The sequence below is a fragment of the Bacillota bacterium genome, from assembly GCA_023511455.1.
GTDB lineage: Bacteria > Armatimonadota > HRBIN16 > HRBIN16 > HRBIN16 > HRBIN16.
This window is the reverse complement of sequence record JAIMBJ010000007.1, coordinates 24,533-49,685: the sequence shown is the minus strand read 5'-3', so window position 1 is coordinate 49,685 and position 25,153 is coordinate 24,533. Positions and strand designations below refer to the sequence as shown.

At 58.8% G+C, this 25,153-nt stretch carries 22 protein-coding genes; 13 read left to right on the top strand and 9 right to left on the bottom strand.

The features are described 5' to 3' along the window. Together K6U75_06370 and K6U75_06365 are read left to right on the top strand one after the other, a co-directional pair. Positions 1-951, top strand: coding sequence for a hypothetical protein (locus tag K6U75_06370; protein MCL6474661.1), 951 nt, complete (start codon positions 1-3; stop codon positions 949-951). A gap of 6 nt (positions 952-957) precedes the next feature. Further along, positions 958-2,031 carry a glycosyltransferase family 4 protein gene (locus K6U75_06365; GenBank protein ID MCL6474660.1) on the top strand — a complete coding sequence of 358 codons (1,074 nt, stop codon included), beginning with the start codon at positions 958-960 and terminating at the stop codon, positions 2,029-2,031. Here K6U75_06365 and K6U75_06360 read toward each other — a convergent pair. The 5 genes from K6U75_06360 to K6U75_06340 form a co-directional block, all read right to left on the bottom strand. Then, entirely contained in the window at positions 2,007-2,543 is a 537-nt protein-coding gene (locus tag K6U75_06360) for an NUDIX hydrolase (GenBank protein ID MCL6474659.1), read from the bottom strand. The two genes, K6U75_06365 and K6U75_06360, sit on opposite strands and share 25 nt — an antisense overlap. Next, on the bottom strand, positions 2,544-3,647 hold the full coding sequence (locus K6U75_06355; GenBank protein MCL6474658.1) for a DUF3866 family protein: 1,104 nt from the start codon (positions 3,645-3,647) through the stop codon (positions 2,544-2,546). It abuts the gene before it with no gap. 139 nt (positions 3,648-3,786) lie between these two features. Further along, positions 3,787-4,860, bottom strand: a complete 1,074-nt coding sequence (locus K6U75_06350) for a Gfo/Idh/MocA family oxidoreductase (protein MCL6474657.1) — start codon at positions 4,858-4,860, stop codon at positions 3,787-3,789. Between the two features lie 9 nt (positions 4,861-4,869). Beyond that, positions 4,870-5,988, bottom strand: a complete 1,119-nt coding sequence (locus tag K6U75_06345; protein ID MCL6474656.1) for a DegT/DnrJ/EryC1/StrS family aminotransferase — start codon at positions 5,986-5,988, stop codon at positions 4,870-4,872. Positions 5,989-6,111: 123 nt separating this feature from the next. Further along, complete coding sequence (locus K6U75_06340) at positions 6,112-6,858, bottom strand: biotin--[acetyl-CoA-carboxylase] ligase (GenBank protein MCL6474655.1); 747 nt, start codon at positions 6,856-6,858, stop codon at positions 6,112-6,114. 100 nt (positions 6,859-6,958) lie between these two features. Here K6U75_06340 and hisI point away from each other — a divergent pair, with 100 nt between their 5' ends. From hisI to K6U75_06295, 9 genes are all read left to right on the top strand, one after another. Then, positions 6,959-7,345, top strand: a complete 387-nt coding sequence (gene hisI / locus K6U75_06335) for a phosphoribosyl-AMP cyclohydrolase (GenBank protein MCL6474654.1) — start codon at positions 6,959-6,961, stop codon at positions 7,343-7,345. A 1-nt stretch (position 7,346) separates the two neighbouring features. Beyond that, positions 7,347-8,075 (top strand): hypothetical protein, encoded by a 729-nt coding sequence (locus K6U75_06330; GenBank protein MCL6474653.1) that lies wholly within the window; start codon positions 7,347-7,349, stop codon positions 8,073-8,075. Continuing rightward, entirely contained in the window at positions 8,072-9,817 is a 1,746-nt protein-coding gene (locus K6U75_06325; GenBank protein MCL6474652.1) for an ABC transporter ATP-binding protein/permease, read from the top strand. Before K6U75_06330 ends, K6U75_06325 begins: the two co-directional genes overlap by 4 nt. Positions 9,818-9,930: 113 nt before the next feature. Beyond that, positions 9,931-10,710, top strand: coding sequence for a DUF1559 domain-containing protein (locus tag K6U75_06320; GenBank protein MCL6474651.1), 780 nt, complete (start codon positions 9,931-9,933; stop codon positions 10,708-10,710). Between the two features lie 192 nt (positions 10,711-10,902). Next, complete coding sequence (locus tag K6U75_06315) at positions 10,903-11,688, top strand: PspA/IM30 family protein (GenBank protein MCL6474650.1); 786 nt, start codon at positions 10,903-10,905, stop codon at positions 11,686-11,688. Further along, positions 11,688-12,572, top strand: coding sequence for a hypothetical protein (locus tag K6U75_06310; GenBank protein ID MCL6474649.1), 885 nt, complete (start codon positions 11,688-11,690; stop codon positions 12,570-12,572). Before K6U75_06315 ends, K6U75_06310 begins: the two co-directional genes overlap by 1 nt. Positions 12,573-12,613: 41 nt before the next feature. Further along, positions 12,614-13,066 (top strand): J domain-containing protein, encoded by a 453-nt coding sequence (locus tag K6U75_06305; GenBank protein ID MCL6474648.1) that lies wholly within the window; start codon positions 12,614-12,616, stop codon positions 13,064-13,066. An 8-nt stretch (positions 13,067-13,074) separates the two neighbouring features. Then, positions 13,075-14,070 (top strand): ABC transporter permease, encoded by a 996-nt coding sequence (locus K6U75_06300; protein MCL6474647.1) that lies wholly within the window; start codon positions 13,075-13,077, stop codon positions 14,068-14,070. Between the two features lie 77 nt (positions 14,071-14,147). Beyond that, the gene (locus K6U75_06295) at positions 14,148-17,384 is read left to right on the top strand and encodes a hypothetical protein (protein MCL6474646.1); all 3,237 of its coding nucleotides are present in this window, start codon (positions 14,148-14,150) and stop codon (positions 17,382-17,384) included. A 40-nt stretch (positions 17,385-17,424) separates the two neighbouring features. Here the strand turns inward: K6U75_06295 and K6U75_06290 are convergent, their stop codons facing one another. The 3 genes from K6U75_06290 to K6U75_06280 all read right to left on the bottom strand — a co-directional run bounded on the left by K6U75_06290 (position 17,425) and on the right by K6U75_06280 (position 19,110). Beyond that, positions 17,425-17,640 (bottom strand): hypothetical protein, encoded by a 216-nt coding sequence (locus tag K6U75_06290; protein MCL6474645.1) that lies wholly within the window; start codon positions 17,638-17,640, stop codon positions 17,425-17,427. A 19-nt stretch (positions 17,641-17,659) separates the two neighbouring features. Further along, on the bottom strand, positions 17,660-18,067 hold the full coding sequence (locus tag K6U75_06285) for a response regulator (GenBank protein MCL6474644.1): 408 nt from the start codon (positions 18,065-18,067) through the stop codon (positions 17,660-17,662). 122 nt (positions 18,068-18,189) lie between these two features. Next, on the bottom strand, positions 18,190-19,110 hold the full coding sequence (locus K6U75_06280; protein ID MCL6474643.1) for a Tat pathway signal protein: 921 nt from the start codon (positions 19,108-19,110) through the stop codon (positions 18,190-18,192). Positions 19,111-19,258: 148 nt separating this feature from the next. Between K6U75_06280 and K6U75_06275 the strand changes: the two genes are divergently transcribed. Continuing rightward, positions 19,259-21,925, top strand: coding sequence for a hypothetical protein (locus K6U75_06275; GenBank protein ID MCL6474642.1), 2,667 nt, complete (start codon positions 19,259-19,261; stop codon positions 21,923-21,925). 38 nt (positions 21,926-21,963) lie between these two features. Continuing rightward, the gene (locus K6U75_06270) at positions 21,964-22,587 is read left to right on the top strand and encodes a Uma2 family endonuclease (protein MCL6474641.1); all 624 of its coding nucleotides are present in this window, start codon (positions 21,964-21,966) and stop codon (positions 22,585-22,587) included. A 5-nt stretch (positions 22,588-22,592) separates the two neighbouring features. Here the strand turns inward: K6U75_06270 and K6U75_06265 are convergent, their stop codons facing one another. Beyond that, positions 22,593-25,145, bottom strand: a complete 2,553-nt coding sequence (locus tag K6U75_06265; protein ID MCL6474640.1) for a right-handed parallel beta-helix repeat-containing protein — start codon at positions 25,143-25,145, stop codon at positions 22,593-22,595. Between the last annotated feature and the right edge of the window lie 8 nt (positions 25,146-25,153).

Genomic DNA, 25,153 nt, shown 5'->3' with positions numbered 1-25,153 from the left:
ATGTGGCGTGTGCTCCGCGAAAACATCCCGGAGAAGCTGATGGCACTGAGCAGTGCGATACTGATATGGCTGTACGTCAACGCGGAAAGGAACCCCACCATCACCCAGCGGTTCACAGTGGATGTAGAAGTACGGCATTTACAAAACGGCTATGAGCCACCGACAGTGAACCCCTCGCAGGTAACGGTGGTGCTAACCGGCATGCGCAGCAGTGTGGAACAGATTGCCCCCCGTGGCATCCGTGCAACGGTAGACGTATCTGGGTTAACCGAAGGTAAGCAACGGTTGCCGGTGCAGCTCAACCTGACCAGAGACCTGCTGCAAGACGTACAGGTGGAGATTATCCCGCCGACAGTGCAGGTAACCCTGACCAGGCGCATCAGTAAGACATTCAAGGTGGAGTGTCTTTTCGTGAATGCACCGCCCGAAGGTTATGTTTACCTCTCGCCAGTGGTGTATCCCGAGACGGTGGTGGTCTCCGGTGCACGGGAGCAGGTGAATCAGGTACGGCGGCTCATCGTGAACGCCGTTCCCCAAAAGATGGGTGACGAAGTGGATGACGACCTGCCGGTGGTGGCACTGGATGCCGAGAACCGTCCAGTTAGCGGTGGCGTCACCATTCGCCCCTCTCATGTGCGGGTGGTATTGAAGCTGGCGCCGGTAAGCCTGACCAAGACCGTGCTGGTGACCCCGGTCTGGAAGGGCAAACCCGACCCCAGTGTTGCCATCGAGGAGATTGTGCTGGAGCCTCGCACGGTGGTCATTTCGGGTAAACCTGAGGTACTCGCCCAGGTACACAGCGTGGAAACGGAACCCATTGACATAGATAACCTCACATCCGATGTCACCAGGAGCGTCGCTCTGCGTTCGGTGGAGGGCGCACAGTTAACCACGACGAACGTGCGTGTGACGGTGCGCGTGCGCAAGCTGCCGGAACGCCCGACGCCGTGAACTCCGATGCGCGTGTTGCATCTGGCGCGTCCAGCAGCGGGTGGGGTGTTGCGCTTCTTGCAGAACGTGGTGCCCCGTCTGGAAAGGGAAGGGATAGAGTGCGCTGTTGCCTGTCCGCTGTCCATGCATCCCTCGCTGTCTTCTTTACACACCCTGCGCTGGAACATCTCAGACCGTCCACAGATGCTGACTGACCTGCACTGCGCCTTGCTGGCAAGAGGCTGGCAAAAGCATTATGACCTGCTTCACGCACACGGATTGCGGACGGTGGGCGTTCTCGCGCTGGCGCCGCCTCGTCGCTGGGTTTTTACACTGCACAATCTCCCTCCCGAGCATCTGGCTCCCTCTGTGCGCTGGCTTCTCAACCGTGCCGCTAACTCCGCGCAACGGGTTCTGGCGGTTTCAAGGGCTGTGCGCGATGCGTGGCTGCATCATTTTCCTCGATCAGCGTCAAAGTGCGAAGTGATATACGGAGGCGTCGACGTAGATGCCATACATGCTCACGCAGTGGACATACAGGTCGCCAGGCAGCAGTGGAACCTGCCCGCTGATGTTCCCGTTGCCTTGTGCGTTGCGCGGTTGATGGAGGACAAGGGGGTAGATATCCTGCTGAAGGCACTGGTGCACGCGCACGGATGGTTTGTGCTGATTGTGGGCGAAGGACCACAGCACCAGAGCCTCCTGCGAATGTCATTAGAGCTTGGAGTAGGAGAGCGGGCGCGGTTCGCCGGCTATCTTCCCGAGCTGGATAGCGCATGGTCTGCGTGCGACATCGCGGTGATACCTTCGCGCCGGGAAGGACTGGGTTTATTTGCCCTGGAGGCAATGGCAGCGGGGAAGCCGGTCATCGCTACGAACATTGGGGGGCTGGCGGAAATTGTTTTGCATGGTGAAACAGGCTGGCTGATACCTCCAGATGACCCCGTTGCGCTCGCGAACGCCCTGCAGCAAGCTATCTGCCAGAGACCAGTGTGGCACGATATGGGACGGCGAGGCATGGCGCACGTGAGGCAACATTTCACTTGGGAGCACACCACACAGCGTCTGCTGGATGTCTACCGTCGGCTGGCAAGTATATAGTGTGTGACCAGCAGCGCGGCAATCGTTTTGGCATCTCGGATCTCGCCGCTCAGCACCATGTCTACCGCAAGGGATAGAGGCACTGGAACAACCTCCACGCTTTCATCGTCTTCTGTGTGCTGAGCGGTTTTCTCAAGGTCTTTCGCAAGAAACACATGCAGAATCTCCTGAGAATATCCGGGCGCGAGATACTGGCTGAACAGCTTGCGCAGGGTTCCGGCGCGGTATCCCGTCTCCTCTTCCAGCTCCCGGGCGGCGCATACCTCGGACGGTTCATCGGGTTCGAGGGTGCCTGCAGGTACTTCCAGCAGCACCTCGTTGACAGCCAGCCGAAACTGCCGGATCATCAGCACAGTATCGTCGTTCAGCAGGGGCACGATGGCTACCGCGCCTCGGTGCTCCACAATCTCCCTCTGCGAGACCTTGCCGTTAGGCAGCTGAACCGTATCCACTCGCAGATTGACAACACGCCCCTGAAAAATGCGTTCGGAACGGATGACCTCTTCCTGCATCTATCCCACCTGTCTCATGGTTTGCGTTGTAGAAACCAGCTCCGCGGCATGCGCGCCTGCCGCTGCGGCAGCAAGGAAGTACTCGCGGTCCTCCAGCACGGAACGTCCCATCGTGGTCACGTGAATGTGATGTTTTCGCAGCAGGTCCAGCGCCGCTGAACCATCCAGTACCCGCACCAGGTGCTTCGCGGCGATACCATGCTCTTCCAGCTGTCCCAAAACCTCCCACAGCCGCGGGGGATTCAGCTCCGGCACAGGAACATGGCAACGAGCCAGCGTTACCTTGCTCAGCACCGTCAGCGTATGGTGGCTGACGCGATAGTGACGTGGGCGGGGGTCGGCAAAGCTGAGACGCAAGCAGGCTACAGGAATACCCTCCAGCGAGGCAACCGCGTTCAGCGCAATTCCCTGGTCGATGCCTGAGAAACCGAAGGCGGTCGCTGTGCCGGTGTTGCCTACCCCCTGCGAGACAATAGCCACGTCCGCACCCATCACATGCCGCGCGGCGAGCAGTCCGCTGTAGACGTTCACCGCCTCGATGTCGCCACCGTACGCCTGACCGACCGTGATGACACCGTGCAACAAGCCCGCTTCACTGAGCGCAGGCACCAGTCGGCTGACTCCCAGCGCAAGGGATGCCGAGTCGGTCATCACGTAAACCACCCGGCATTTTCCGCCGGTATAGTGGTGCAGGGCTGCGGCGACGGGGGCTATCTGGCTGTGCAGTCCACAGCAGACCACCGGCATCCCGTGCAATGAGCTGGCAGATTGCATGACCTCATGGTGAGGCGACGCGGGCTCTTCCACAGCCAGCACCGTGTGCTGCATGGGAGTGTAGCGCAGGCGCACGATGTGCCCGTCCATCGGCGTCGGTTCCAGTGGACGGGTGAGGTTGTGGATTACAAAGTCGTAGCCGCCGGAGCCGAGGTCCAGTTCGGTCGCTGTGGTGTTCAGCACCACGGCATCCCCCACATCTGCCACACCGGTCAGGTTGATATGGTTGAGCGCGAGGCGGACCTCCTCGCCGCTTTGCACCACCAGCTCCTGTACGCCCGCGCGCGTCTGCCGCACCTCGGTGACCGTGCCAATCGCCTTGGAAATCATGTGTCCTCCACCTCTCCCTCCGCGATGGGAGGTGCTCTATTATAGCACGTTCGCGCAGGTTTGGTAAGGGGGTAAAGGAAGAAGAGGAAGGAGGAGATGCACGGCAACCTCCTGCGCCCGGCATCTTCCTCCTTATCGCTTACACCGGATATTCTTTGCGGTTCTCGGGCATGGAGAGCAGTACAGGCTTCTCCGGAAGTACTTCAGCCAGCGCTTCGATTTCGGGTGGCCCGTCGGGAAGGGGCAGGGCAATCTGCCCGCGCTCCACTACCGAGCGAACCATCGCCATCATGATTTCGAAGCCCTTGTAGGCGTCCTCACCGTTGCAGGGGTGCACGGCGTTGTCGTCATCCAGCCAGCGTGCCATATCCTCGATGTAGGGGGGCATGTCGAGGTTGTAATCCATCGTGCCCGGTCCCTGCAGCACACCGTCTTTCGTCACGGCACGCCAGCCGCCGCCGGTGAGTACCTCCGCAAAGCCCTCCGTGCCCTGCGCGCCGATGCGCGCCTTGCGCCACCAGTAGTCCACTTCCGGCACGTCGGGCGCGCCGGCGCCGCACTCCACGATGCCGCGCACGCCGTTGGCGAACTGGATGAAGCCGCCGATGTAGTCGGGCGAGGGATGGTTATCGGAAAGTTTACCGCGCCCGCTCGCCTGCGCCATCACCCACTCCGCCTCAGCGTTATCGTTGTACCACCGCATGTAGTCAATCAGGTGAGTCAGCATGTGCAGCATCCAGCCCGTTGCGTGCCCGTATACCGTGTGCACCCGCCCGATAGCTCCACTGGCGATGATTTCCTTTACCTTCTGGTAGTGCGCGCCGTAACGGTGCTGGTGGCTGACCACCGTTTTGACGCCCGCCTGCCGCACCAGATCCATGATTTGCCGTGCCTCTCGCAGGCTCAGCGCCATCGGCTTCTCGTAGGCGATAAGTTTGACACCCGCCTCTACCGCCAGCTGTATCATCGAGTAGCGGATGTTGGGCATGGTGGTCAGGCAGAACACGTCGGGTCTGGTTTTCGCCAGTAAATCCGCTGCATCGGTGCTGGTCATAGGGTTGCCCAGCTGCGCAGCGGCAGACTGCAATTTGGCGGTGTCGATGTCACAGATGCCCACCACCTCAAAGCGCGGATTGGCATGGAAAGTGGTGGCATGGTGCATCCCGCGCTTACCCATGCCCACCACGACGACTTTATAGACCGGCTGGCTCATGCTCATCACCTATGGGTTCGCCTTGCACCATTCGAGCACTTTCTCGATGGTGTAGTCAATCTCTTCCTGATAGAGTTCCGGGAACATCGGCAGGGACACGCAGTTTGCTGCGTTCCATTCGCTGTTAGGCACGCCCCCCACGATTGCTGCCTCCTTACCCCAGGGGAAGCCCTCCTGCTGGTGGATGGCAATGGGGTAGTGGCACTTGGCGTCGATGCCGTTCTTGTTCAGGAAGTGGAGCAGGTCATCGCGCTTGCCGTTGGTGGTTTCCACCACGTACAGGTGGTACACGTGCCGGTAACCGGGCAGCTCATAGGGCAGTTTGAGGGAGGTGTCTTTCAGCGCGCTCGTATACATCTTCGCGATTTCTTGCCGTCGGTTGTTCCACTCGTGAATGTACTTCAGTTTCACGCTGAGGATGCCCGCGTGCAGGTCGTCCAGACGGCTGTTGAAGCCGAAGCTGTGCACCGAGCGTTTGAGCGAGCCATGGTTGCGCAGTCGCTTTACACCCATAGCTACGTCCTCGCGGTTGGTGATGACCGCGCCAGCGTCGCCTGGCGTGCCGAGATTCTTGTGAGCGATGAAGCTGATTGCCACCGCGTCGGAAAGCTCGCCGACCTTGAAGGTATCGCCGTGCGCATCGATCGCCTGCGCGCAGTCCTCGATAACCAGCAGGTTGTGTTTGCGGGCGATTTGCGCGATTTTGTCCATCTCCGCGCACTGCCCGTACAGGTGAACGGGGATGATGGCTTTGGTGCGCGGCGTGATGGCGGCTTCAATCTTGGTGACGTCGATGTTATTGGTCTTCGGCTCGGTATCCACGAACACCGCCTTTGCGCCCGCAATCCAGATGGCTTCCGCGGTGGCGAAGAAGGTGTTGGTGACGGTGATGACCTCGTCACCCGGACCGATGCCCATGGCCATCAGCGCAAGCCAAATCGCATCGGTGCCGGAGTTGACGCCGACCGCGTATTTCATGCCGAAGAACTGCGCGAGCTCATGCTCGAATCGCTCCAGTGTGGGTCCCGTAATATACGAACCTGTCTCCAGCACGTCCACGATGGCTTTATCGATCTCCGCCTTCAGGTTGTGGTACTGACGGACATGACCGTAGAATCCAACTTGCATTGGTGACCTCCCATCGGCTAAAGGTTGATGTTCCCACCGCAGTGTTGTAGAACGCCTGCTGTGGGGGATGTTACGTTTCGACGTCAACGCCGAGGTGTCCTGCAGAGGAGCCTCTTTGTAAAATCATTCCCCCGGGGCGTCTATCCCGCGAACCGGCTCTGCGGAGCTCACAACCAGTACATGTCCTGCAACCTCGAGCTGCAGGTTGCCATGGTTGTCAATGCCCCGTGCCACCCCTATCTCTCCGGACGGCAGACGGTAGAGGTGTCCAGCAGTAACATCTGCTTTGCGCCACTCTCTAAGCACCGGGGGGAGACCATCGCGCCTCCATACGTGCATCCAGTGGTCAACCGACCGCAACAGCTGTTGCGCCAGCGGCTCCACAGGCAACCTTCGCCCGGTCTCCAGATATACCGAAGTGGCATTCTCCCGTATCTCCTCGGGGAAGTCGCCCTGAAGCAAATTCACCCCGACCCCTGCCAGTGCCCACATCTGTTGATGGGCATCGGAAGCAGTTTCTATCAGAATGCCTGCTAGCTTGCGCCTGTTGACCAGCACGTCGTTGCTCCACTTGAACTGCACTGCCAGCCCCGCCTGTTCGCGCAGAGCATCCGCTACCGCCAGCGCGAGCACAAATGCCAGCTGCCCCGCCCGATCGGACTCCCCGACTTGAAGGGGCAGCAACAGGGTCATCAGCAGGCTTTCGCCAGGCGTATCTAACCAGCGGTTGCCGTACCGCCCGCGCCCGGCGGTCTGGTGCTCCGCCACTACCGCGCGGATTTGTACAGGCGGGCTTTGCAGGACCTCGCGCGCCAGGTCCTGCGTGGAGGGTACAGTGCCGCTGTACACTATCAGTCCGAGCTCGTTCACAAAATCATAATTCGGGTTTGGACGCGAACAACCTGCAGGCACCAAAAGACACAGGTATAATATATCCATTGAATGCTGGAGGCTGGAGAGAGGTTAGCGCATGAAGTTGATGGAAGACCTTAAGTTCAACGAGCAGGGGTTGATTCCCGCCATCGTACAGGATGCCGACAACGGCGACGTGTTGATGATGGCGTGGATGAATCGGGAGGCGTTACAACGAACCATCGAAACGGGTAAGGCAACCTACTGGAGTCGCTCACGCCAGAAGTTCTGGGTGAAGGGCGAGACGTCAGGGCACTTTCAGGAGGTTCAGGGCATTTACATAGACTGTGACGCGGATGTGGTGTTGTTGAAAGTGAAGCAGGTGGGCGCAGCCTGTCACGAAGGGTATCGCAGCTGCTTCTTCCGGCAGGTGGATACGGAGCGTGGCGAGCTGAAGGTGGTGCTGGAACGTCTCATTGACCCCGAAGAGGTCTATTCAGGTTAAGATGGGCGAACTCGCACAACGCGTGTGGAAGCGATATACCGGGGTGCCCGGCCTGCAGATTCGCGCGGTATCGCGTTTCGAGGACCTGTCTGTGGAGGCGAAGCCCAGCGTGTACGAAAACATTGACCCGGCACGCTGGAAACAGATGGAGCAAGAGGTGAAACGGCTCATCGGGCAGGAGATACGCACCGAGCTGGCAGTGTTACGCCCGAACCGGCTGTTCATCGAGGAGCGCTCGGGCTTCGGCTGGTTTCGCAGTGTGTGTGATGGAAAGGTCTGGCAGGCGCAGGTGCAGGGGGGCGCAACGAACAGGACGCCAGCGCCGCGCACGCTTTACCAGATGGCGGAAGCGCGCTATCATCGGTGGCTGGGTTTGGAAGAGCCGAACATCACCGATGTTTTGCGTCTGCTGGCTGTCGGCTCGCCACGGCTGCGCCAGAAGATGCTGGGCGCAAAGGAACAGGTTGCCGACAGAAAGAACTTCAAAACGCTCACCTGGTCGGAGCCTGTGACCTACGAGGGGATGAAAGGGCAGGGCACCATTACTTGCCTCGTCGATGTACCAACTGCGCTCATCCATCGGGTGGAATATCGATATCATGTTGCCGTGGACAAGGAGGCGTGGATGAGCATTGTTATCGGGCAACGGTGGGATAACAGCCAGATATCGAAACCGCCTCCTTCTACCCGTTTTCGTTTCGAGCAGGCGAGGGGAGCCACAAAGCGATGAACAATTTCTGGCGACTGCTGGGCTATCTGAAGCCTTACCGATGGCGCGTTATTGCGGCAGTGCTCCTCATGGGGCTAATTACCATCAGCGCAGTGCCCATGCCCCTGTTGTTCCAGTACGTTATCGACGATGTGTTTCCGAACAAGAAGTGGAGCGCGTTGACCTGGGTCTTCTGGGCGGTTATCGGTATCCATGTGTTGCGCGGAGTAGTCTCTTTCACCCTCAACTATCTCATCAACTGGCTGGGGCAGCGGGTGGTTTTCGACCTGCGCTTCCAGAGCTACCGTCATCTCAACCGTCTGTCGCTCAGTTACTATGACCAGCGCCAAACCGGCAAGATTATGGCGCGGCTTACGGGCGACATCGATGTCATCCAGTACATGATTACGGGCGGTTTTGTCACACTGATTACCGATATTGTAACTCTGGTAGCGGTCACCGGGGTTATCTTCTGGAAGGAGTGGCGGCTTGCGCTGATTACACTGGCTGTGGTTCCGCTGTATGTGCTGGTTTACAAGCTGTATCTGAAGTATATTCGCGATTTGAGTGTGCAGCTGCGCGAGAAGTGGGACGCTATGCTGGGCACATTGCAGGAGAAAATAGCCGGTATCAGCGTGGTGAAAGCCTTCGTGCGTGAAGACTATGAGACGGAGCGCTTCATGCAAACGGTGAAAGAGAACTTCGCGCTGGGCATGAAGCAGGTGCACCTGAACCGGCAGCTGGGTCTGTTCGCAGGACTGGTGCGGGCTGTGGGAACCGCAGCGGTATGGTACTACGGAAGTGTGCTGGTGCTGGGCAGGCAGCTGCAGGCGGGCGAACTGCTGGCGTTCACTTTCTATATGGGCTACCTGTATGACCCCGCCGTGCGCGTGGTTGATTTCAACATTACCCTGCAATGGGCTGGCGCGGCGATAGACCGCGTGTTTGAGGTTCTGGATACCCGCCCGGATATCGAGGATTCACCCAATGCCCGTCCCCTGCCACAGATGCGCGGCGAGATTGAGTTTCGTAATGTCAGTTTTGGATACCGCCCTGGCCAGCTGGTGTTAAAAAATGTCAACCTGCATATCCGCCCCGGTGAAGTGGTTGCACTGGTTGGTCCCAGCGGGGCGGGGAAGAGCACCCTGGTCAACCTGATCGCGCGGTTCTACGATGTAACCGACGGGCAGGTGTTGATCGACGGTGTGGATGTGCGGGACATCAAACTGGAATCCATCCGGCGTAACGTGGGCATGGTCATGCAGGAATCGCTGCTGTTCTCGGTCACTATCAAAGAGAACATCGCTTATGGCAGGCATAATGCCACCGAAGAGGAGATTGTGCGCGCTGCCAAGCAGGCAGACCTGCACGATTTCATCCTGACCCTGCCCGATGCGTACGACACCAAAATCGGCGAGGATGGGATTAAGTTGTCGGTAGGGCAGAAGCAGCGGTTATCCATTGCGCGCGCTATCCTCACCGACCCCAAGATACTGATACTGGATGATGCTACCAGCGCACTGGACAGCCAGACCGAGGCGAACGTGCAGCAGGCGCTGGAACACGTGATGCAGGGGCGCACCAGCATCGTGATTGCTCACCGCCTGTCGACGGTGGTGAACGCCGACAAAATCGTGGTGCTGGATAAGGGCGAGGTGGTAGACATCGGCACGCACGAGGAGCTGGTGAACAAGCCGGGTGTGTATCGCACACTGTATGAGGAACAGTTTAAATCGGCAGCCGACCTGTTGCTGGTCGAGTAGGAAAATTCCCTCGCCATCGCGCGATTGCCTATTGACATCCCTTGCCGTGAGCTGTATACTGTAACTAAACGAACATCGTTATAGAACGGTTGGAAACGGTCAGGAGGTCTCCGATGCGAAAAGGTTTTACCCTGATTGAGCTGCTTGTGGTTATCGCGATCATCGCGATACTGGCAGCTATTCTGTTCCCGGTCTTCGCGCAGGCTCGCTCGAAAGCGCGCCAGACAGCGTGCATCAGCCACAGCAAGCAGATCGGGCTGGCGATAATGATGTACGCCCAGGACTACGAAGAAACCTATCCGCCTTACCAGATTGTGATTCCCTGTCCGTGGCCGGATATATGCGGTACCTCACTGGTGTCCGCTGGTTATCTGTACCTCGTACAGCCCTATTCGAAGAACAATCTGTACTCGCAGTGTCCCGAGGCAAAGAAGCTGGACACCACCGGCGCGGCCGGCAAGCGATTATGGATGGAAGGACGGGTTGGTTACGGTATGGCAGTGCCGGTGCCGGGCAGCAGCGGCGCGTTTGGCGCGATGGCGCGCATAGAAGCCCCTGCGACACATCTTCTGGTCGCCGATGCTGTGCCCGATGGTCCCAGCAGCCTGCCGCTGCATAACGCATGGGGCGCTTACATGAACCACCTGTCGCCACCATTCTCTCCGACAGCATGGGGGCTGACGGGAACGTGGCAGACATGGCACCAGCGCCCGCACGGAAGACACACGGGCAAAGTGACCACCATTTTCTGCGACGGCCACGTGAAGGCGCTCCCGTTCGAGGCGCTGTATCCGGTGGATGAGAAAGTGTGCGCCCAGGGAGATGGTATGGGTTGTTCCACGCTCAATCTGCTGTCGGATCAGGCGCCCCAGCACTGGGAGCTCTGGAAGTAATCGCAGGATGGAAGGTGGGGAGGGCTTCGGCTCTCGCCGTTTTTCTTTTGTCGGCGCAACCAACGCCTCATGCTCGGGGTCTAAGAGTCAAGGGCGGGGGCAGGATACGGGCTGCACAAAGGTTGACAACACCCCCCAGTTGGTGCGATAATACCGTTGATAACGCAGGGCGAAAGGAGTGGGCCGTAGCGAATGCTCAAGCGACTTTTCCGATATATTCGCGCGCTGTTCGGCAGCCTGTTGGGACAGGTGGAAAACCCCGAGGTGATACTGGAGCAGGCGCGCGAAGAGATGCGCGAGAATCTGCTCAAGAACAAGGAGCGAGCAGTGCAGGCAATCACCGAGCGCAACCGCCTGCGCGCCGAGGTCGAGAAGCTGGAGCGTGCGTGCATAGACCTTGAGCGGCGAGCCGAAATGGCGCTGCGCAAGGGCGACCGGGAGCTGGCAAAACAGTTCCTGATGGAAAAAGCCTCCTATCAGCGCTCGCTGGAGTCGGTAAGACAGGCTCTGGCGCAGGCGGACCAGGTGGTAGAGCAGGTGAAGATTGCTATTAAGCGCGACGAGGAGCGCGTGCGCCAGAAGACGGCGGAAATTCTGGCTCAGAAGGCACGCTGGAAGAGCGCGCAGATTCAGAACTCGATCAACAAAGCGCTGGAAGGGATGTCGCTGGACGATGTGTCCCGTGACCTTGAGCGCGTGGAGGACAAAATCAGCCGCGCAGAGGCAGAAGCTCAGGCGCGTGCGGAAATGGCTCGCGAAAGCGTGACCGGACGGGTAGCCGAACTGGAAGACTACGCTGCAAGCCAGGCAGCAGAAGAGGAACTGGCAAAGCTGGAAGCGAGACTGGGACTAGCTCCAGCAGCCAGCGAAACGCAGCAGGCTCAGCCTGTTCAGGTCGACTCCAGCGAAGTAGACAGGGAGCTTCAGGAACTGGAAGCACGCCTTAAAGGAGACAGCACCACGACAACCTCTGGCTGATGATGAACCGGTTTTGGGGAGTGCTGTTGACAGGGTGGTTGGCGTTAACGGTAAGGTGTGTCGCAGAACCGCTATACGAATTCGGTTTCAATATTCGTGCGCGCATGAGAGTGGACGACAACCGCAACGCCAACCTGCTGCTGTATTCGCAGTTCGGGGAATACTCTGCTGCGCACCTCGCTCTGTACGGAGAGAACCGGCTGAGCATGTACTTTGCACAAAAGCTGCAGAACTTTGATAAACCGGTAGACCCGGACGAGGTCGAGCAAGCCTTTATCCGTTATGATGGACGAGGCTGGCGTTTTCAGGCGGGAAAGATGTGGATGCCGTTTGGGCAGGGGATGGGGGAGCGCGAGCTGGCAAAGGGTGTTCTCTTTTCTGTGCCCCTTTGGCGCAAGAACGCACTGGACATCGCGCTTGCCACCAATGGTAGCCGACGCCAACAAGGGGTGTTCTGCCGTTTCGGCTCACGATCACTGGGGGCGTCGGTCGCAGTGGGGGAGCACCTCGCGCTCAGCAAGACCGCCTTTCGCTTTATTCGCGGCGAGGATTATGAGCCTGCACTGGACACCGGCTACGGGTTGCTGGTGGGAGTGGATACGCGGCAGGTTGCTGGGTTGACCCTGTGGCAGCTGGAAGCGATTGTGGCGAGACGTGGTCGGATGATGCCGGATACGGAGTTTCTTATCGTGCAGGCGTCGGTACGACTACCTGCCGGTCTGAATCCGGTAGTGCGTGCAGAAGCCGACCGCCGCGCTGGCGAGGTGCGCTGGCTGGTATCGGTACAGCAAAACATGGGCGGTGGTTTTGTGCTCCACCCGCAGGTGGTGTTCCGACGCGCCGATTTTGAACAGGTGAACATGGAATTGAGGGCGAGTTTCTGATGGGAATCTCACGACGTATTCGGCGAATCCTCAAAGGATATATGAAAACCGCTCGTGAAAGGCTGGATGAGCTGGAGGCGGAACTGAACGCGCGCCGGGAGCTGGAGGACTTTCTGGAGCCGGGAACCGACTCCAGGGCGACTCGCGCGCCCAAAACCGGGCTGCCATCTGCGGACACCCCGGTAACTTCTGCGCCGGGCGGCTCCACACGCGCGCCGCAAGGGCAGGAGAACGCCGCAAGAAACACCGCGCAAATGTCAGCAGACCTGCTGGCACATTTCCGTCTGCTGGGTATTCCGCCCAATGCTGACCTTCGTCAAGCGCGGGAGGCGTATCAGCGGCTCATGGAACGGGCAAATCCCCAGCGCTTCCCCGAGGGCACAGACGAGCGTCGGAGGGCCGAGCAGATTTGTCAGAGGATACAGCAGGCGTATGACGCGGTCAGGCAACACCTGGACCCCACCAGCGCACGATTCGACCGCCTCGAAATCTGAAACGGCCGATGAGCACTCCGAAAACAGAAGGGTTCTCCAGATACTCCATCGCCATCTACCTGTTGTTTCTCGTCTTTTTCTTCGCTCTGGTCACGGAGGGACGTTTCATTGAACAGCGCAATATCGTCAACATTTTATTACAAAGTGCCATTAACACGATTTTAGCGGTAGGCATGACGCTGGTCATCATTACGGGTGGAATAGACCTCTCCGTCGGCTCGGTGCTGGCGTTGTGTGGACTGGTGGGTACGGATATCATGATGAACGGGCTGGTGCTTGGGGGGCGAACCCTGGTTCCAAAGCCGAACCTCGTAGTGGGTATACCTCTGGCGGTGCTAGTGTCGTGCACGCTGGGGGTGTTGATCGGCTGGTGGAACGGCTGGCTGATTGCACGCTGGAACATCGCGCCTTTCATCGTGACGCTGGCGACAATGACCATTGCACGGGGGACGGCGTTCGTGTATTCCGATGGCAAGCCCGTGGGCAATTTGCCGGAGGCGTTCAACCGTCTGGGCGGAGGCACCGGAGGCGAAGTGCTGGGAATTCCTGTTCCGGTATGGATTGCCATTATTGTGGTGTTGTGTACACTGATACTGCTGAGGACAACACAGTTCGGGCGTGCGATATACGCCGTCGGAGGCAATGAGCAGGCGGCACGCCTGTCCGGCGTGGATGTGGCAAGAGTGAAAATCACCGTGTACATGCTGTCTGGGTTTCTAGCGGGGCTATGTGGCATCGTGCAGGCAGCGAGGTTGGGCGCGGGTGACCCCAAATACGGCGAGATGTACGAACTGAACGCCATTGCAGCGGTTGTGCTGGGTGGAGCGAGCCTGGCAGGCGGACGCGGCGGTGTTGGAGGCACGGTGGTGGGCGCGATATTGATTGGCGTGCTGGATAATGGGCTGGTGATGGCAGGAGTCTCCGCGTTTTATCAGAAAGTGGTTAAAGGTGTGGTGATTCTGCTGGCGGTGCTGGGGGATGCGTGGCAACGGCGGCAGCGGTAACAGTCTGCCCCAGAATTCGCGTAATAAGACATAATATTTCTTATCGGACTTTGCATTTCCATGGTGGAGGGCGAAGTATGAAGCACTGGTTCGTTGCGCTGCTTTGCTGTATTGCGATTGCCGGCTTCGCGAAGGCGCAATCGCTGGAAGCCGGGTTCCGAAATCCGCCAGACTGGGCGCGCCCCTGGGTTTACTGGTTCTGGCTGAACGGCAACATCACGGGCGAAGGCATTACTGCCGACCTCGAAGCCATGCAGCGCGTGGGCATCGGTGGTGTGCTTATCATGGAGGTGGACCAGGGTGTTCCTCTGGGACCGGTGCCTTTCGCCAGCCCACAGTGGCGTGACCTGTTCACACACGTGGTTGCCGAGGCCCATCGGCTTGGTCTGCAGGTGAACATGAATAACGACGCGGGCTGGTGCGGCAGCGGCGGTCCCTGGGTAACCCCCGATAAAGCCATGCAGAAGCTGGTGTGGACGGAAACACAGGTCACTGGACCCACACATGTCAACATAGTTCTACCACAGCCACAGGCCGTTGCGGGATACTACAGGGATATAGTGGTGCTCGCCTTCCCTGCTCCCACAGTGGATAGTCGCATTCCCGACATTGCGGGCAAGGCAGCTCTCATTCGGCAGGAATTTCTCCTGCCAGCTTCGTACCCGGGAGAGGATGCTTCTGCCACGATCAGATGGAAAAATGTAATAAACCTCACTTCTTATATGCAGGAAAACGGCACACTCACATGGGATGTGCCGGAAGGCAAGTGGACCATCCTGCGCATCGGACATACGCCCACCGGCGCAATGAACGCCCCTTCGCCTACTTCAGGTCGCGGTCTGGAGTGCGATAAGCTGAGTAAGGATGGTATTGAGGCGCATTTCACCGCTTTCATGGCGAACCTCACCGCTGATGTGGGTGAACTAGCTGGCAAGACGCTGGTCGCGACGCACATCGACAGCTGGGAGGTGGGTTCTCAGAATTGGACACCGCGCTTCCGGGAGGAGTTCCGGCGGCGACGCGGTTATGACCCCCTACCCTACCTGCCAGTTATCACCGGCAGGGTAATAGAAAGCCAGGAAGTCTCGGAACGCTTCCTCTGGGACTGGCGGCAGACCGTCTCCGAATTGCTGATTGAAAACTACGCGGGGCACCTTCGTACCCTCGCTCATCGTCACGGCTTGCGCCTGAGTATCGAGGCGTACGGCGATTGCGTTTTCGACGATATGGCTTACGCCGGTCGCGCCGATGAACCGATGGCGGAGTTCTGGACAACGCCTCGTCTGGGAGGCAGCACCACGCTTCCCGCGATGGCATCCGCCGCGCATGTTTACGGCAAGCGTGTGGTGGGTGCAGAGGCGTTTACCGCCGACTCCGCTGAGCGTTGGTTGCATCATCCGGGAAGCATCAAGTCGCTGGGCGACTGGGCGTTCTGTCAGGGTATCAACCGCTTCGTTTTCCACCGCTATGCCCTGCAACCATGGAAAGACCGACGTCCCGGCATGAGCATGGGACCCTGGGGACTGCACTATGAGCGCACGCAAACGTGGTGGGAGTATTCCAAGCCGTGGCACCTTTATCTTGCCCGGTGCCAGTATCTGTTGCAGCAGGGAAAGCCGGTTGCGGACGTGCTTTTTATGGCACCGGAGGGCGCACCCCGCAGCTTTGTTCCGCCTGCATCTGTTAAACAGTCTGGCTACAGCGCGGATGCCTGTCCGGCCGAGGTGGTGTTGCGCGACTTACAAGTTAAAAACGGGCGTCTGGTGCTTCCGCATGGCATGAGTTATCGCGTGCTGGTTCTTCCAGCCGTCGAACGGATGACCCCGCGTCTCCTGCGGCGCATCAAGCAACTGGTGGACGCCGGAGCGGTAGTCATCGCTGAGGCTATGCCCGGAAAGTCTCCCAGTCTATCTGGCTACCCACGTTCCGACGAGGAGGTCAGGACGCTGGCTGCTGAACTCTGGGGCAAGGGCAAGGTCGTCCGGGGCAAATCCGTACAGCAGGTGTTGACCTCGCTGGGAGTACCGCCGGACTTTTATGCCGACCGTCTGCTGGAGTTCACCCATCGGCGGATCGGAACTATGGATGTGTACTTCGTTGCCAATACCAGCGACCGCGCCGTCAGCGCGACCTGTGCTTTCCGCATCTCCGGCAAACGCCCGGAAATCTGGCATCCTGAAACAGGACACATCGAGCAGGTTGCCGTTTACCGTCAGAGCGGACAGATAACGCGGTTGCCCGTGCACCTCAAGCCGTCGGAGTCGGTCTTTGTGGTTTTCAGAAACTCTTCTTCTCGCGACGACCCGATAGTGCAGGTGAGACGCGGAGGGCGCGACGTGTACTTCACCACCGCACCGTCGCCTCGCTTCCACATCCGCAGCGCGTTATGGGGACCTGAGGGCGACCCGGCGCGCACGAAAGATGTGACCGCACAGGTACAGCGCATGGTAGATAGCGGCAGGCAGTCGTTCACGGTCGCCGAGCTGGCATCGGAAGGCGACCCTGCTTTTGGTGTAGTGAAGACCCTCCGGGTGGAGTATGAGGTGGCGGGCAAGGTGTACACAACTTCCGCGATAGACCCGGATACCATCGTCCTGTACCCGCCTCCTGACCGCGAACCACCGTTGCATGTCGAGAAGCTGCCGGACGGAAGGCTGCGTGTGGAAGCTTTTCAACCGGGTGATTACGAACTGCACTTCCGCTCCGGTAAGATGAAGATGCTGAAGGTGCCTGCCCTCCCACCTGCCCTGCCCATCGCCAGCGTGTGGAGAGTACGGTTTACCCCCGGATGGGGTGCGCCGTCGGAAGCGGTCTTTACCAAACTCGTTTCGTGGAGCGAGCACGAACATCCCGGTATCCGCTATTTCTCCGGTACGGCGAGCTATCGTGCGATGCTGCGTATTCCGGCGAGCCTGCCGCTTTCAGGGCAGCGCATCTACCTGGACCTAGGACGCGTCGAGGTAGTCGCATCTGTTCGCGTCAACGGAAAACCTGCCGGTGTGTTGTGGAAAACACCTTATCGGGCGGAGATTACCGAACTTCTTCGCCCCGGTGAGAATCTGATAGAGATACAGGTTACCAACCTCTGGGTGAACCGTATGATTGGCGACGAACATCTGCCGGAAGACAGCAATCGCAACCCGGACGGTACTCTGCGCGAGTGGCCCGCATGGTTGCTGGAAGGGCGTCCAAGTCCTGCAGGACGATACACGTTCACCACATGGAGGTTGTGGGCGAAGGACTCTCCCTTGCAACTTTCGGGACTGCTGGGGCCTGTGCGACTTTACGCTACCAGGTTGTTTACTCTGCGGTAACCGAGACAGCCCGAAACCGCGGTTTCGGGCTGTGTGTTTACTATGCACGAGATGTTTTAGCGTCAGGTGAGGCTCGGCTGCCCAATTCGCTCTCGATGCGCTGAACGATATCTTGCGAGCGCTCGATCAATCGCTGCACTTCGCTGATCTCACTCTGCGCTCGCTCATGGCGCAGGGCAAGGTACGCTGCTATCCCTGCGCCCACCATCGTGGCGACAGCCACTGCCAGCCACAGCCCGAGACGGTTCTTGCCCATCGCAGTCCTCGCTTTCGGGTCACAGCTCGTAACGTTTCTCGCCGCCAGCCTCTTTGGACTTGAAGATGCGCTTCACGAAGGAGATGAGTTCCATCGGGTTGAACGGCTTGGTGAGGTACAGGTCCGCGCCAGACTGCCACCCGCGGAACACGTCTGCGTCCTGTGCTTTCGCAGTCAGCATGATGACGGGCAGGTCGCGCGTCTCCGGGTTCTTGCGCAGGGTTTGCAGCACCTCGAAACCGTCCATATACGGCATCATCACGTCCAGCACTACCAGGTCCGGCTTCTCCGTAGCAACCTTCTCCAGCGCGTCCTTGCCATCAGCGGCGGTCACCACCTCGTATCCATGCCTCTCCAGGTTGACCTGCACGAGGCGACGAATGTGCGGCTCGTCGTCTACCGCGAGAATCTTGTATTTGCGTTCCATCAGTCGCGCCTTTCCTCCTCTATCCTCCCATCAGGCTTGTGTGCCCTCGTGTTCATTCCTTAATCATGCTATCATAGCTGTCGGTAGATTGTCAACAGGTCTGCATAGTATACATATGCATACTATGCCGGATGTTTTGCGCGTGCCACCTGCTGCAACGCTTCGAGGTGTTTCTGTCTGCACTCCGTAAGCGTTGGTTTCCACGTCGTTTGCAGGAAGCCCAATAACCTCTCCGGCGGTACGTTTTGGACACAGAACTGTACGGTACGCCCGAAGTTCACATCGTTCGACCAGTTGCTGCCGGTCGGTATCTGCTCGAAGCCGTGTTGCGCCAGTTCGATATACGCGCGTACGGCGACATCCTGCGGGTCAAACTCGTCGCCGTAATACCAGTTGCTCTGCAGCACCGAACGCGGCATATTTTGCAGAAAAGCTTCCGGGTGATGCCAGTAATAATCCGACCATATCCATGCCCGCACGCCATGCCGTTCCACTTGCTCCACCAGAAAGCGAAAATCCTCCCACCAGAGTTCGTGCTGCCGAACGACCGCATAGGCGTAGTGCCGCTGATGCTCCCATGTCTCCTCATCCATACCCAGATGGAAGAAGCGAGGCTGTTCGAACAGATCGATAACCTCCTCAATCAGGTCCCGGCACACAGCATAATATCGCGGCGTGGAGACACAACGGGAGTACTCGCCCATCCAGGCATCATGTGCAGTGGAGAAATTGAGTTTAGGGACGGGCTCCAGCCCTCTTTCTCGAAGGCGTTTCAGTTCTTCCTTCAGCCTTGCGGTACTCCATGCACCCTGCACGGCGATCTCGGGATGAGAACGATACTGCACCCCATCGCCAAGGTCTATAACCACCATATTTACTCCGCCACGAGGCATCTCATCCAGCAGCTCGTTCCACAATCCTTCATCGAAACGCAGGGCGGGCTGGTATGTACCGTAGTCTTCCCACTCTGGTGCCTTACGGTCGCACCACATATTGAAGCTCAGGTGCACCAGGTAAGCCCAGATGGTGCGCTGATTGCTCACCGACAACAGCTCCTCCTCTCCCTGCACATACTCGCCTATGGCTTCGCCAGAGATGAGTGCTTCTCCTGCTGATGCAGGAACAAAGCGCAACTTTGCTGAAGTACTAAAACGCTTAAGTAATCCATCTGAATGGTTAAGGAGGTTCGCCGTGAATAGAAGAAGCTGCCTGGTACCCCTTCTGCTCGTGGCAGTAGTGGGTTGCTACGCGCAGTCCCCTACCCCGCGCCAGCCCGCGCAACCGGGGCTGGTATGGGTATGGTGGGAAGGCGAGAAGCCTTCAGCGACCAACTTTCCCGAACGTCACTCCTTTGAACTTGCCAATCCGCAAGAGGCAAGCGTGCTGTCTGAAAGCAGGTGGATTGGCGCAGACGGCAATTACGGCGGCAAGACCCTGTTTCTGGAATACGAAGTGAAGGTGCCGCAGAGCGGCAACTACTTCTTCTTCGCCCGCAAGTTCTGGAAGCATGGTCCCTTCCGCTGGCGATTCGATGACCAGGAGTGGCAGATATGTGGACGCGATGTATCGCTGCTGGACGAAGCCCCGTTACGGCAGTTCGTGGTAGCAAACTGGGTGTCTCTCGGGCAGGTGAATCTATCGGCTGGAACCCATCGGTTGCGCGTCGAGGTGTTGCAAAACGAGGGCGCGGTCTGCTTTGACGCCTTCCTGCTGACCAACCGCTATATCATCCCACGCGGCAAACTGAAGCCGAACGAAAAATACAATCTCAGCATGGATGGATGGTTTGCCTTTGAGCCTGCACCGGATGACTTCCGCCCATCGCCCATCGACCTGCGCTTCTTGAACGAGAAGGTCGCGGGCGAAAACGGCTGGATCGTGGTCAAAAATGGGCGGTTTCTGCATAGCAAGACCGGCAAACCCGTGCGCTTCTGGGCGGTCAATGTCGGTCCCGACATCATCCGCATGGACAGGGCGTCGGTGGATTATCTGGCGCGCCACCTGGCGAAATACGGAGTGAACATGGTGCGGCTGCATGGAGGCATCTGGCAGGAGAACGACTACACGAAGGTGGACAGGGAGTATCTGGACAAGTACTTCTACTTCATCGCCGCGATGAAGCGGGAAGGCATCTACGTTACCCTGTCGATTTATTTCCCCCTGTGGTTGCGGTTCACGCCGCAGGACGGCTACGGGGACTACAACTACCAGCATCCTTTCGCCATGCCGTTTTTCAACAAGCGATTTCAGGAGGTCTACAAGAGCTGGTGGCGCGCGCTGATGACCACACGCAATCCGTACACAGGCGTCGCGCTGAAGGATGACCCAGCGGTGGCGATGGTGGAGTTGATGAATGAAGACTCTTACTTCTTCTGGACATTCACCCCCTACCAGAACATCCCGGCTCAGCAGATGGAGATACTGGAAAAGGAGTTCGGCAACTGGCTGAAGGCGAAGTATGGATCGCTGGGCGCAGCGTTTGCGGCGTGGGGTGGCGACCGCATCCGCGGAGACGATGAAGCGGCAGGGCGCGCCGGATTCATGGGCTTGTGGGAAATGTTTAACCAGCGCAACAAGCGCGCGCAGGACACCGCCGAGTTCCTCGCCAAACACCAGCGCGCCTGGTTCGACGGCATGCGTGATTACCTGAAGAAGGAGCTGGGTTACAAAGGGCTGGTGCAGGCTTCCAACTGGATTACCGCCAGCGCGCAGATACTGGGTCCGCTGGACAAGTGGAGCAACGCCGGGTGCGATTACATGGACCGACACGGCTACTTTGGCGGGCCGCATGAGGGCGAGCGCGCAGGATGGTCTCTGAACGTTGGCGACCTGTACGACGACGCCTGCGCCCTCACCGAAGTGGCGAAAGGTTCCCTGCCGCTGATGGATGTCATCTACAACGGTCTGCCTTCCATCATCAGCGAGGTGAACTGGACTCCACCCAACCGATTCCGTGCAGACTTCCCCTTCCTGTTCGCCACCTATGGAATACTTCAGGGCACGGATGGCGTGTACTTCTTCGCCATCGCCGGACCCTCGTGGCAGCAGGTATTGAGCAAGTTTTCCATCCAGACTCCAGTGGTAATGGGACAGTTTCCCGCCAATGCGCTGGTATACCGGCTGGGGCTGGTGCAGGAAGGTCCCGTCGTGGTGGAGGCGAACCTGAAGATGGCAGACCTTTTCGCCCTGAAGGGCGCGCCCGTCTCTCAGCCGATGAACCTCGACGAACTGCGTGCGAAGGACATCCCGGCCGGGCAAACCGCTCAGGTACAGCAGCTGGAGGCGATAGACCCCCTCGTCCATCTGGTCGGCAAGGTACAGATGAACTTCGTGGAGGGCGATACACCGTCACGAATCGCAAACCTCTCCCGCTACATCGACCGCACCAAAGGCGTTGTGCGCAGCGCGACGGGCGAGCTCACATGGGATTACCAGTGGGGGCTGGTTACGGTGAACGCTCCCAAAGCGCAGGGTGCTTGCGGCTTCCTGCAGAAGACAGGCACCGTGAGCCTGCGCGATGTCAGCATCAGCGCACAGATGGACTACGGCACGGTGTTGCTGGTGCCGCTGGATGGGCAACCTTTGCGCACTTCGCGGAAGATGCTCCTGCAGGTGATGAGCGAGGATACCAACTACGGCTGGAGCGCGCCTGGTAGCGGCAAAAGAGCCATCCAGAGTCTTGGTACCGCGCCGATTAACGTCCGGCGGTTCGCAGGTACGGTTACTCTCAACCGTCCCGATGCCAGCAAGATGAAAGTAACTCCTCTGGATGCAAACGGCCATCCGGCAGGCAAAGCGTCGACGGGAGGCAAAGTCACTCTGCAGCCCACGGTGATGTATTACCTGATTGAACGATAGCTTGCGAATGGGATATAATACGGGCGGAGGTGAGCCGCATGGCAACGCTGACGCAAGCGTCCTCCGCCCGTCCTCTGCCCGAAGGAAAAATCTCCTACGAGCAGTTCCTGGAGTGGCTGGACGAAGACACCTGGGCGGAGTGGGTGAACGGTGAGGTTATTCTCATGAGCCCTGTGAGCGATGAACATCAAGCAGTAGTGAACTATCTCACGACGCTACTCCTCTTTCACACGCTCGAGACCCGTGCTGGCAGAGTACTTACCGAGCCTTTCCAGATGAAGAGCGGTCCCAACCTGCCCGGTCGTTCACCAGACATTCTCTTCGTCTCCGCCGAGCGACAACATCTCATCCAACGGCACTTCCTGAACGGACCTGCCGACTTGGTGGTGGAGGTTATCAGCCCGGAAAGTCGTGCCCGCGACCGCGGAGAGAAATACTATGAGTATGAGCAGGCAGGCGTGAGGGAGTACTGGATCATCGACCCCGAGCGCAAGCAGGTGGAGTTTTACGTGCTTTCCGAGAAGGGTATCTATCAACCGGCCTTTGTGGGACAGGAAGGCGAGTACCACTCTGTTGCGATAGAAGGCTTCTGGCTTCGAGTCGAGTGGCTGTGGGAACGTCCCCCAATGATGGAGGTCATCAAAGTATGGGGTTGGGTTTGACGCCACTAATCCTGATACCCCCTTGCTCCTATCTTCTCCACCGGTATGGGTTTGAAGCCGAGCCGGTATGCTGGTGAGTCCGGCTGCAGACGATAGTCATCCTTGTCTGGTGCAACGAACATGGGGTCGGCAACCACCGAGTGTGCGTCGAAGCCCGCTTTGATCCAGTCCTCAAAGGTACCAAAGGGCGTGATACGCCGACTTATTGTGCGCAAATCTGCTCCGCGCAGCCAGTACAGGTTATAGTCCCATTCGCTAAAGCGGTCGCGCCGACTGTCCCATGAGAAGATGAGCGATGCTTCGGGTTTTGAGTAGACCACAATGTTCCGCACGAAGCGGTTGCCCTGCATGAACTCATCGCGCGGTTGCAGGCGAATTTGCTCTACTGAGGCGTCCACGAAGATGTTGTTCTCGAACAGGTTGTTTTTGCCTCCGTGTACGCAGATGCCCCCGTTCACCGTACGCGCCACGACGTTGCCATACACCGTCGTGCCGCTGCTGTAGTCGTCCAGATAGATGCCCCAGGTGAAGTACGGCGTGATGACCTTGCCGTCGGGTGTACTCACCATGCCTACCGAATCCAGTATGAGGTTGTAGCGAATGATGTTTCCGGTGTCCTGCTGGTCTCTGCCCAGTGTCTCTATTGCGCCCGTGTCGTTGGTCTCCAGATTGGTGCGGCGCAGGTCGTTATATTCCACAATGTTGCGGTGAGACTGCCGCGTCTCGTCCAGCGTCTTGAGAGAAATCGCATAGCGCGGAGTATCCCAGATAGTGTTGTGTGCAATACGGTTGTCGCTGCCGGTGATGACGTACACCCCGGCAACGTGTTTGTACACCAGACCCAGCTGCTGCATTACGTTGCCTGCGATGAGGTTATGGCGTGGCTGCGAACGGTTATCGCCAACGAGAATAACACCCCCCTGCCCTGCTTCCTCCACGCGGTTCTTCACAAACTGCACGCGATGGCTCTGTTCCTCCAGCCGAAGCGCGTAACCGCCCACACGGCGGAACCTGCAATCTTTGACCAGACAATCACGCGCCCCCGACATCCATATCACCGCGTCGGCAGGCATGTAGTAGTTCGTGGTGAGGGTGTAGTCGGTGTCCATAAAAGTGAAGCCGACAAAGCGAAGGTGTTCCACCCAGCGGTTCTGCCCCGGCTCACCCTTCAGCACGATGAGGCGGTCTAACCGTGTCAGCACGGCTGGCTCCACAGGAGGCTTCTCGTTCTCAGAGATGTAGAGCAACTCGCCCGTGCGCTTGTCCAGATACCACTCGTTGGGTGCATCCAGCGCGTCGCGCACGTTTTCAATGAAATAGCGATTGCCGAGCCGTATCTCATCCGTATAACCGTCGGGTGGTAAAATCACCCTTCTGGCGTCGTAGTCGATACGCACAATCGGTGCAATCGCGTTGACCCAGCCCCACGCGGGGAAAATGTGCAACTCTGCCCCTGATACGTCTCGCCAGCGGGGAATATCGCCTTCACGGAAAGACAATACCTCGCGCGAGCCGGGGGGCTGTGGCGTGGCAACGGTCACCTCTTTGCCAATGGCTTCGTCGCAGGCTTCCGCCTGAATCAGCAGTAGGCGCCCGGTTCTGGGCTGTTCCAGACGATACGCGCCCCACCATTCGTAGCCACCGATGGCGGTTTCGGGGTTCCAATCGCTGTCCTGCACCAGCGCCAGTGCGTCCAGGTTCAGCCCGCCGCCCAGCAGGTTCCTCCATCGCAACACACACTCCCCTTTTTCCAGACGCAGCTCCGCCACCATCGACCAGCGAAACGCTCCCCAGCCGCCCGTGTTCGGCAAGTTTCGCAGGGTTACCAGTTGACCGTCGTCCACCTGCAAGGCACACCGACCGCTCATATCCACCGCGTCGCCAGTGTTATCGGCAGCGTACCGCATCCATACTCGATACGTGCCCGACTCGGGAACGCGCACGCGCCAAGCGAGGGTATCGCCAGGATTATGGATATTACCAACTCCCTGCCCAAAGACGCCGCGCTCCCATCGTTCCCCATGAAAGTCGGCGAAGAGCCAGCCGCCAGTGAGAGGGTTTTTCGCATCGAAGTTGGGATGTCGCGCGCGGATTGCCCAGCGATTGCCCACGCGCAGCAGGCGAGGAGTCCAGTCGTCACTTCGCGCTTCGGGTACCCGCGCTGACCAGAGTCGTTTATCCACCCTTCGCCAGCCCGATACAACTCTGCCCCCGCTGAGGATGACCTTGCCTGGCTGTTGCGCACGGTAGGTAATCGGAGACGGACTGGTGCCCGAGTCCTGTGGAGTGAAAACCAGCGGCTCCTTCAGGTAATACACCCCCTGCCCCACGATGACCTCGATCGGCTGCGCGGTGCGGCTGGCTTTGACCTCACGCACCGCTTTCTGCGCGCGTTGCAACGTGGCAAAGGGACCATCCGTGCGGCGGGCGTTCGGTCTGGCAAGCCTGCCCGACCATGCATCGTTGCCATCGGTTGCGACGTAGAAGCGAATGGGTTGCGCGTGCGCCGTCATCAGCGACAAACAGAGCAACAGACACAGTATGAGACTTTTGTCCATCATCGTCC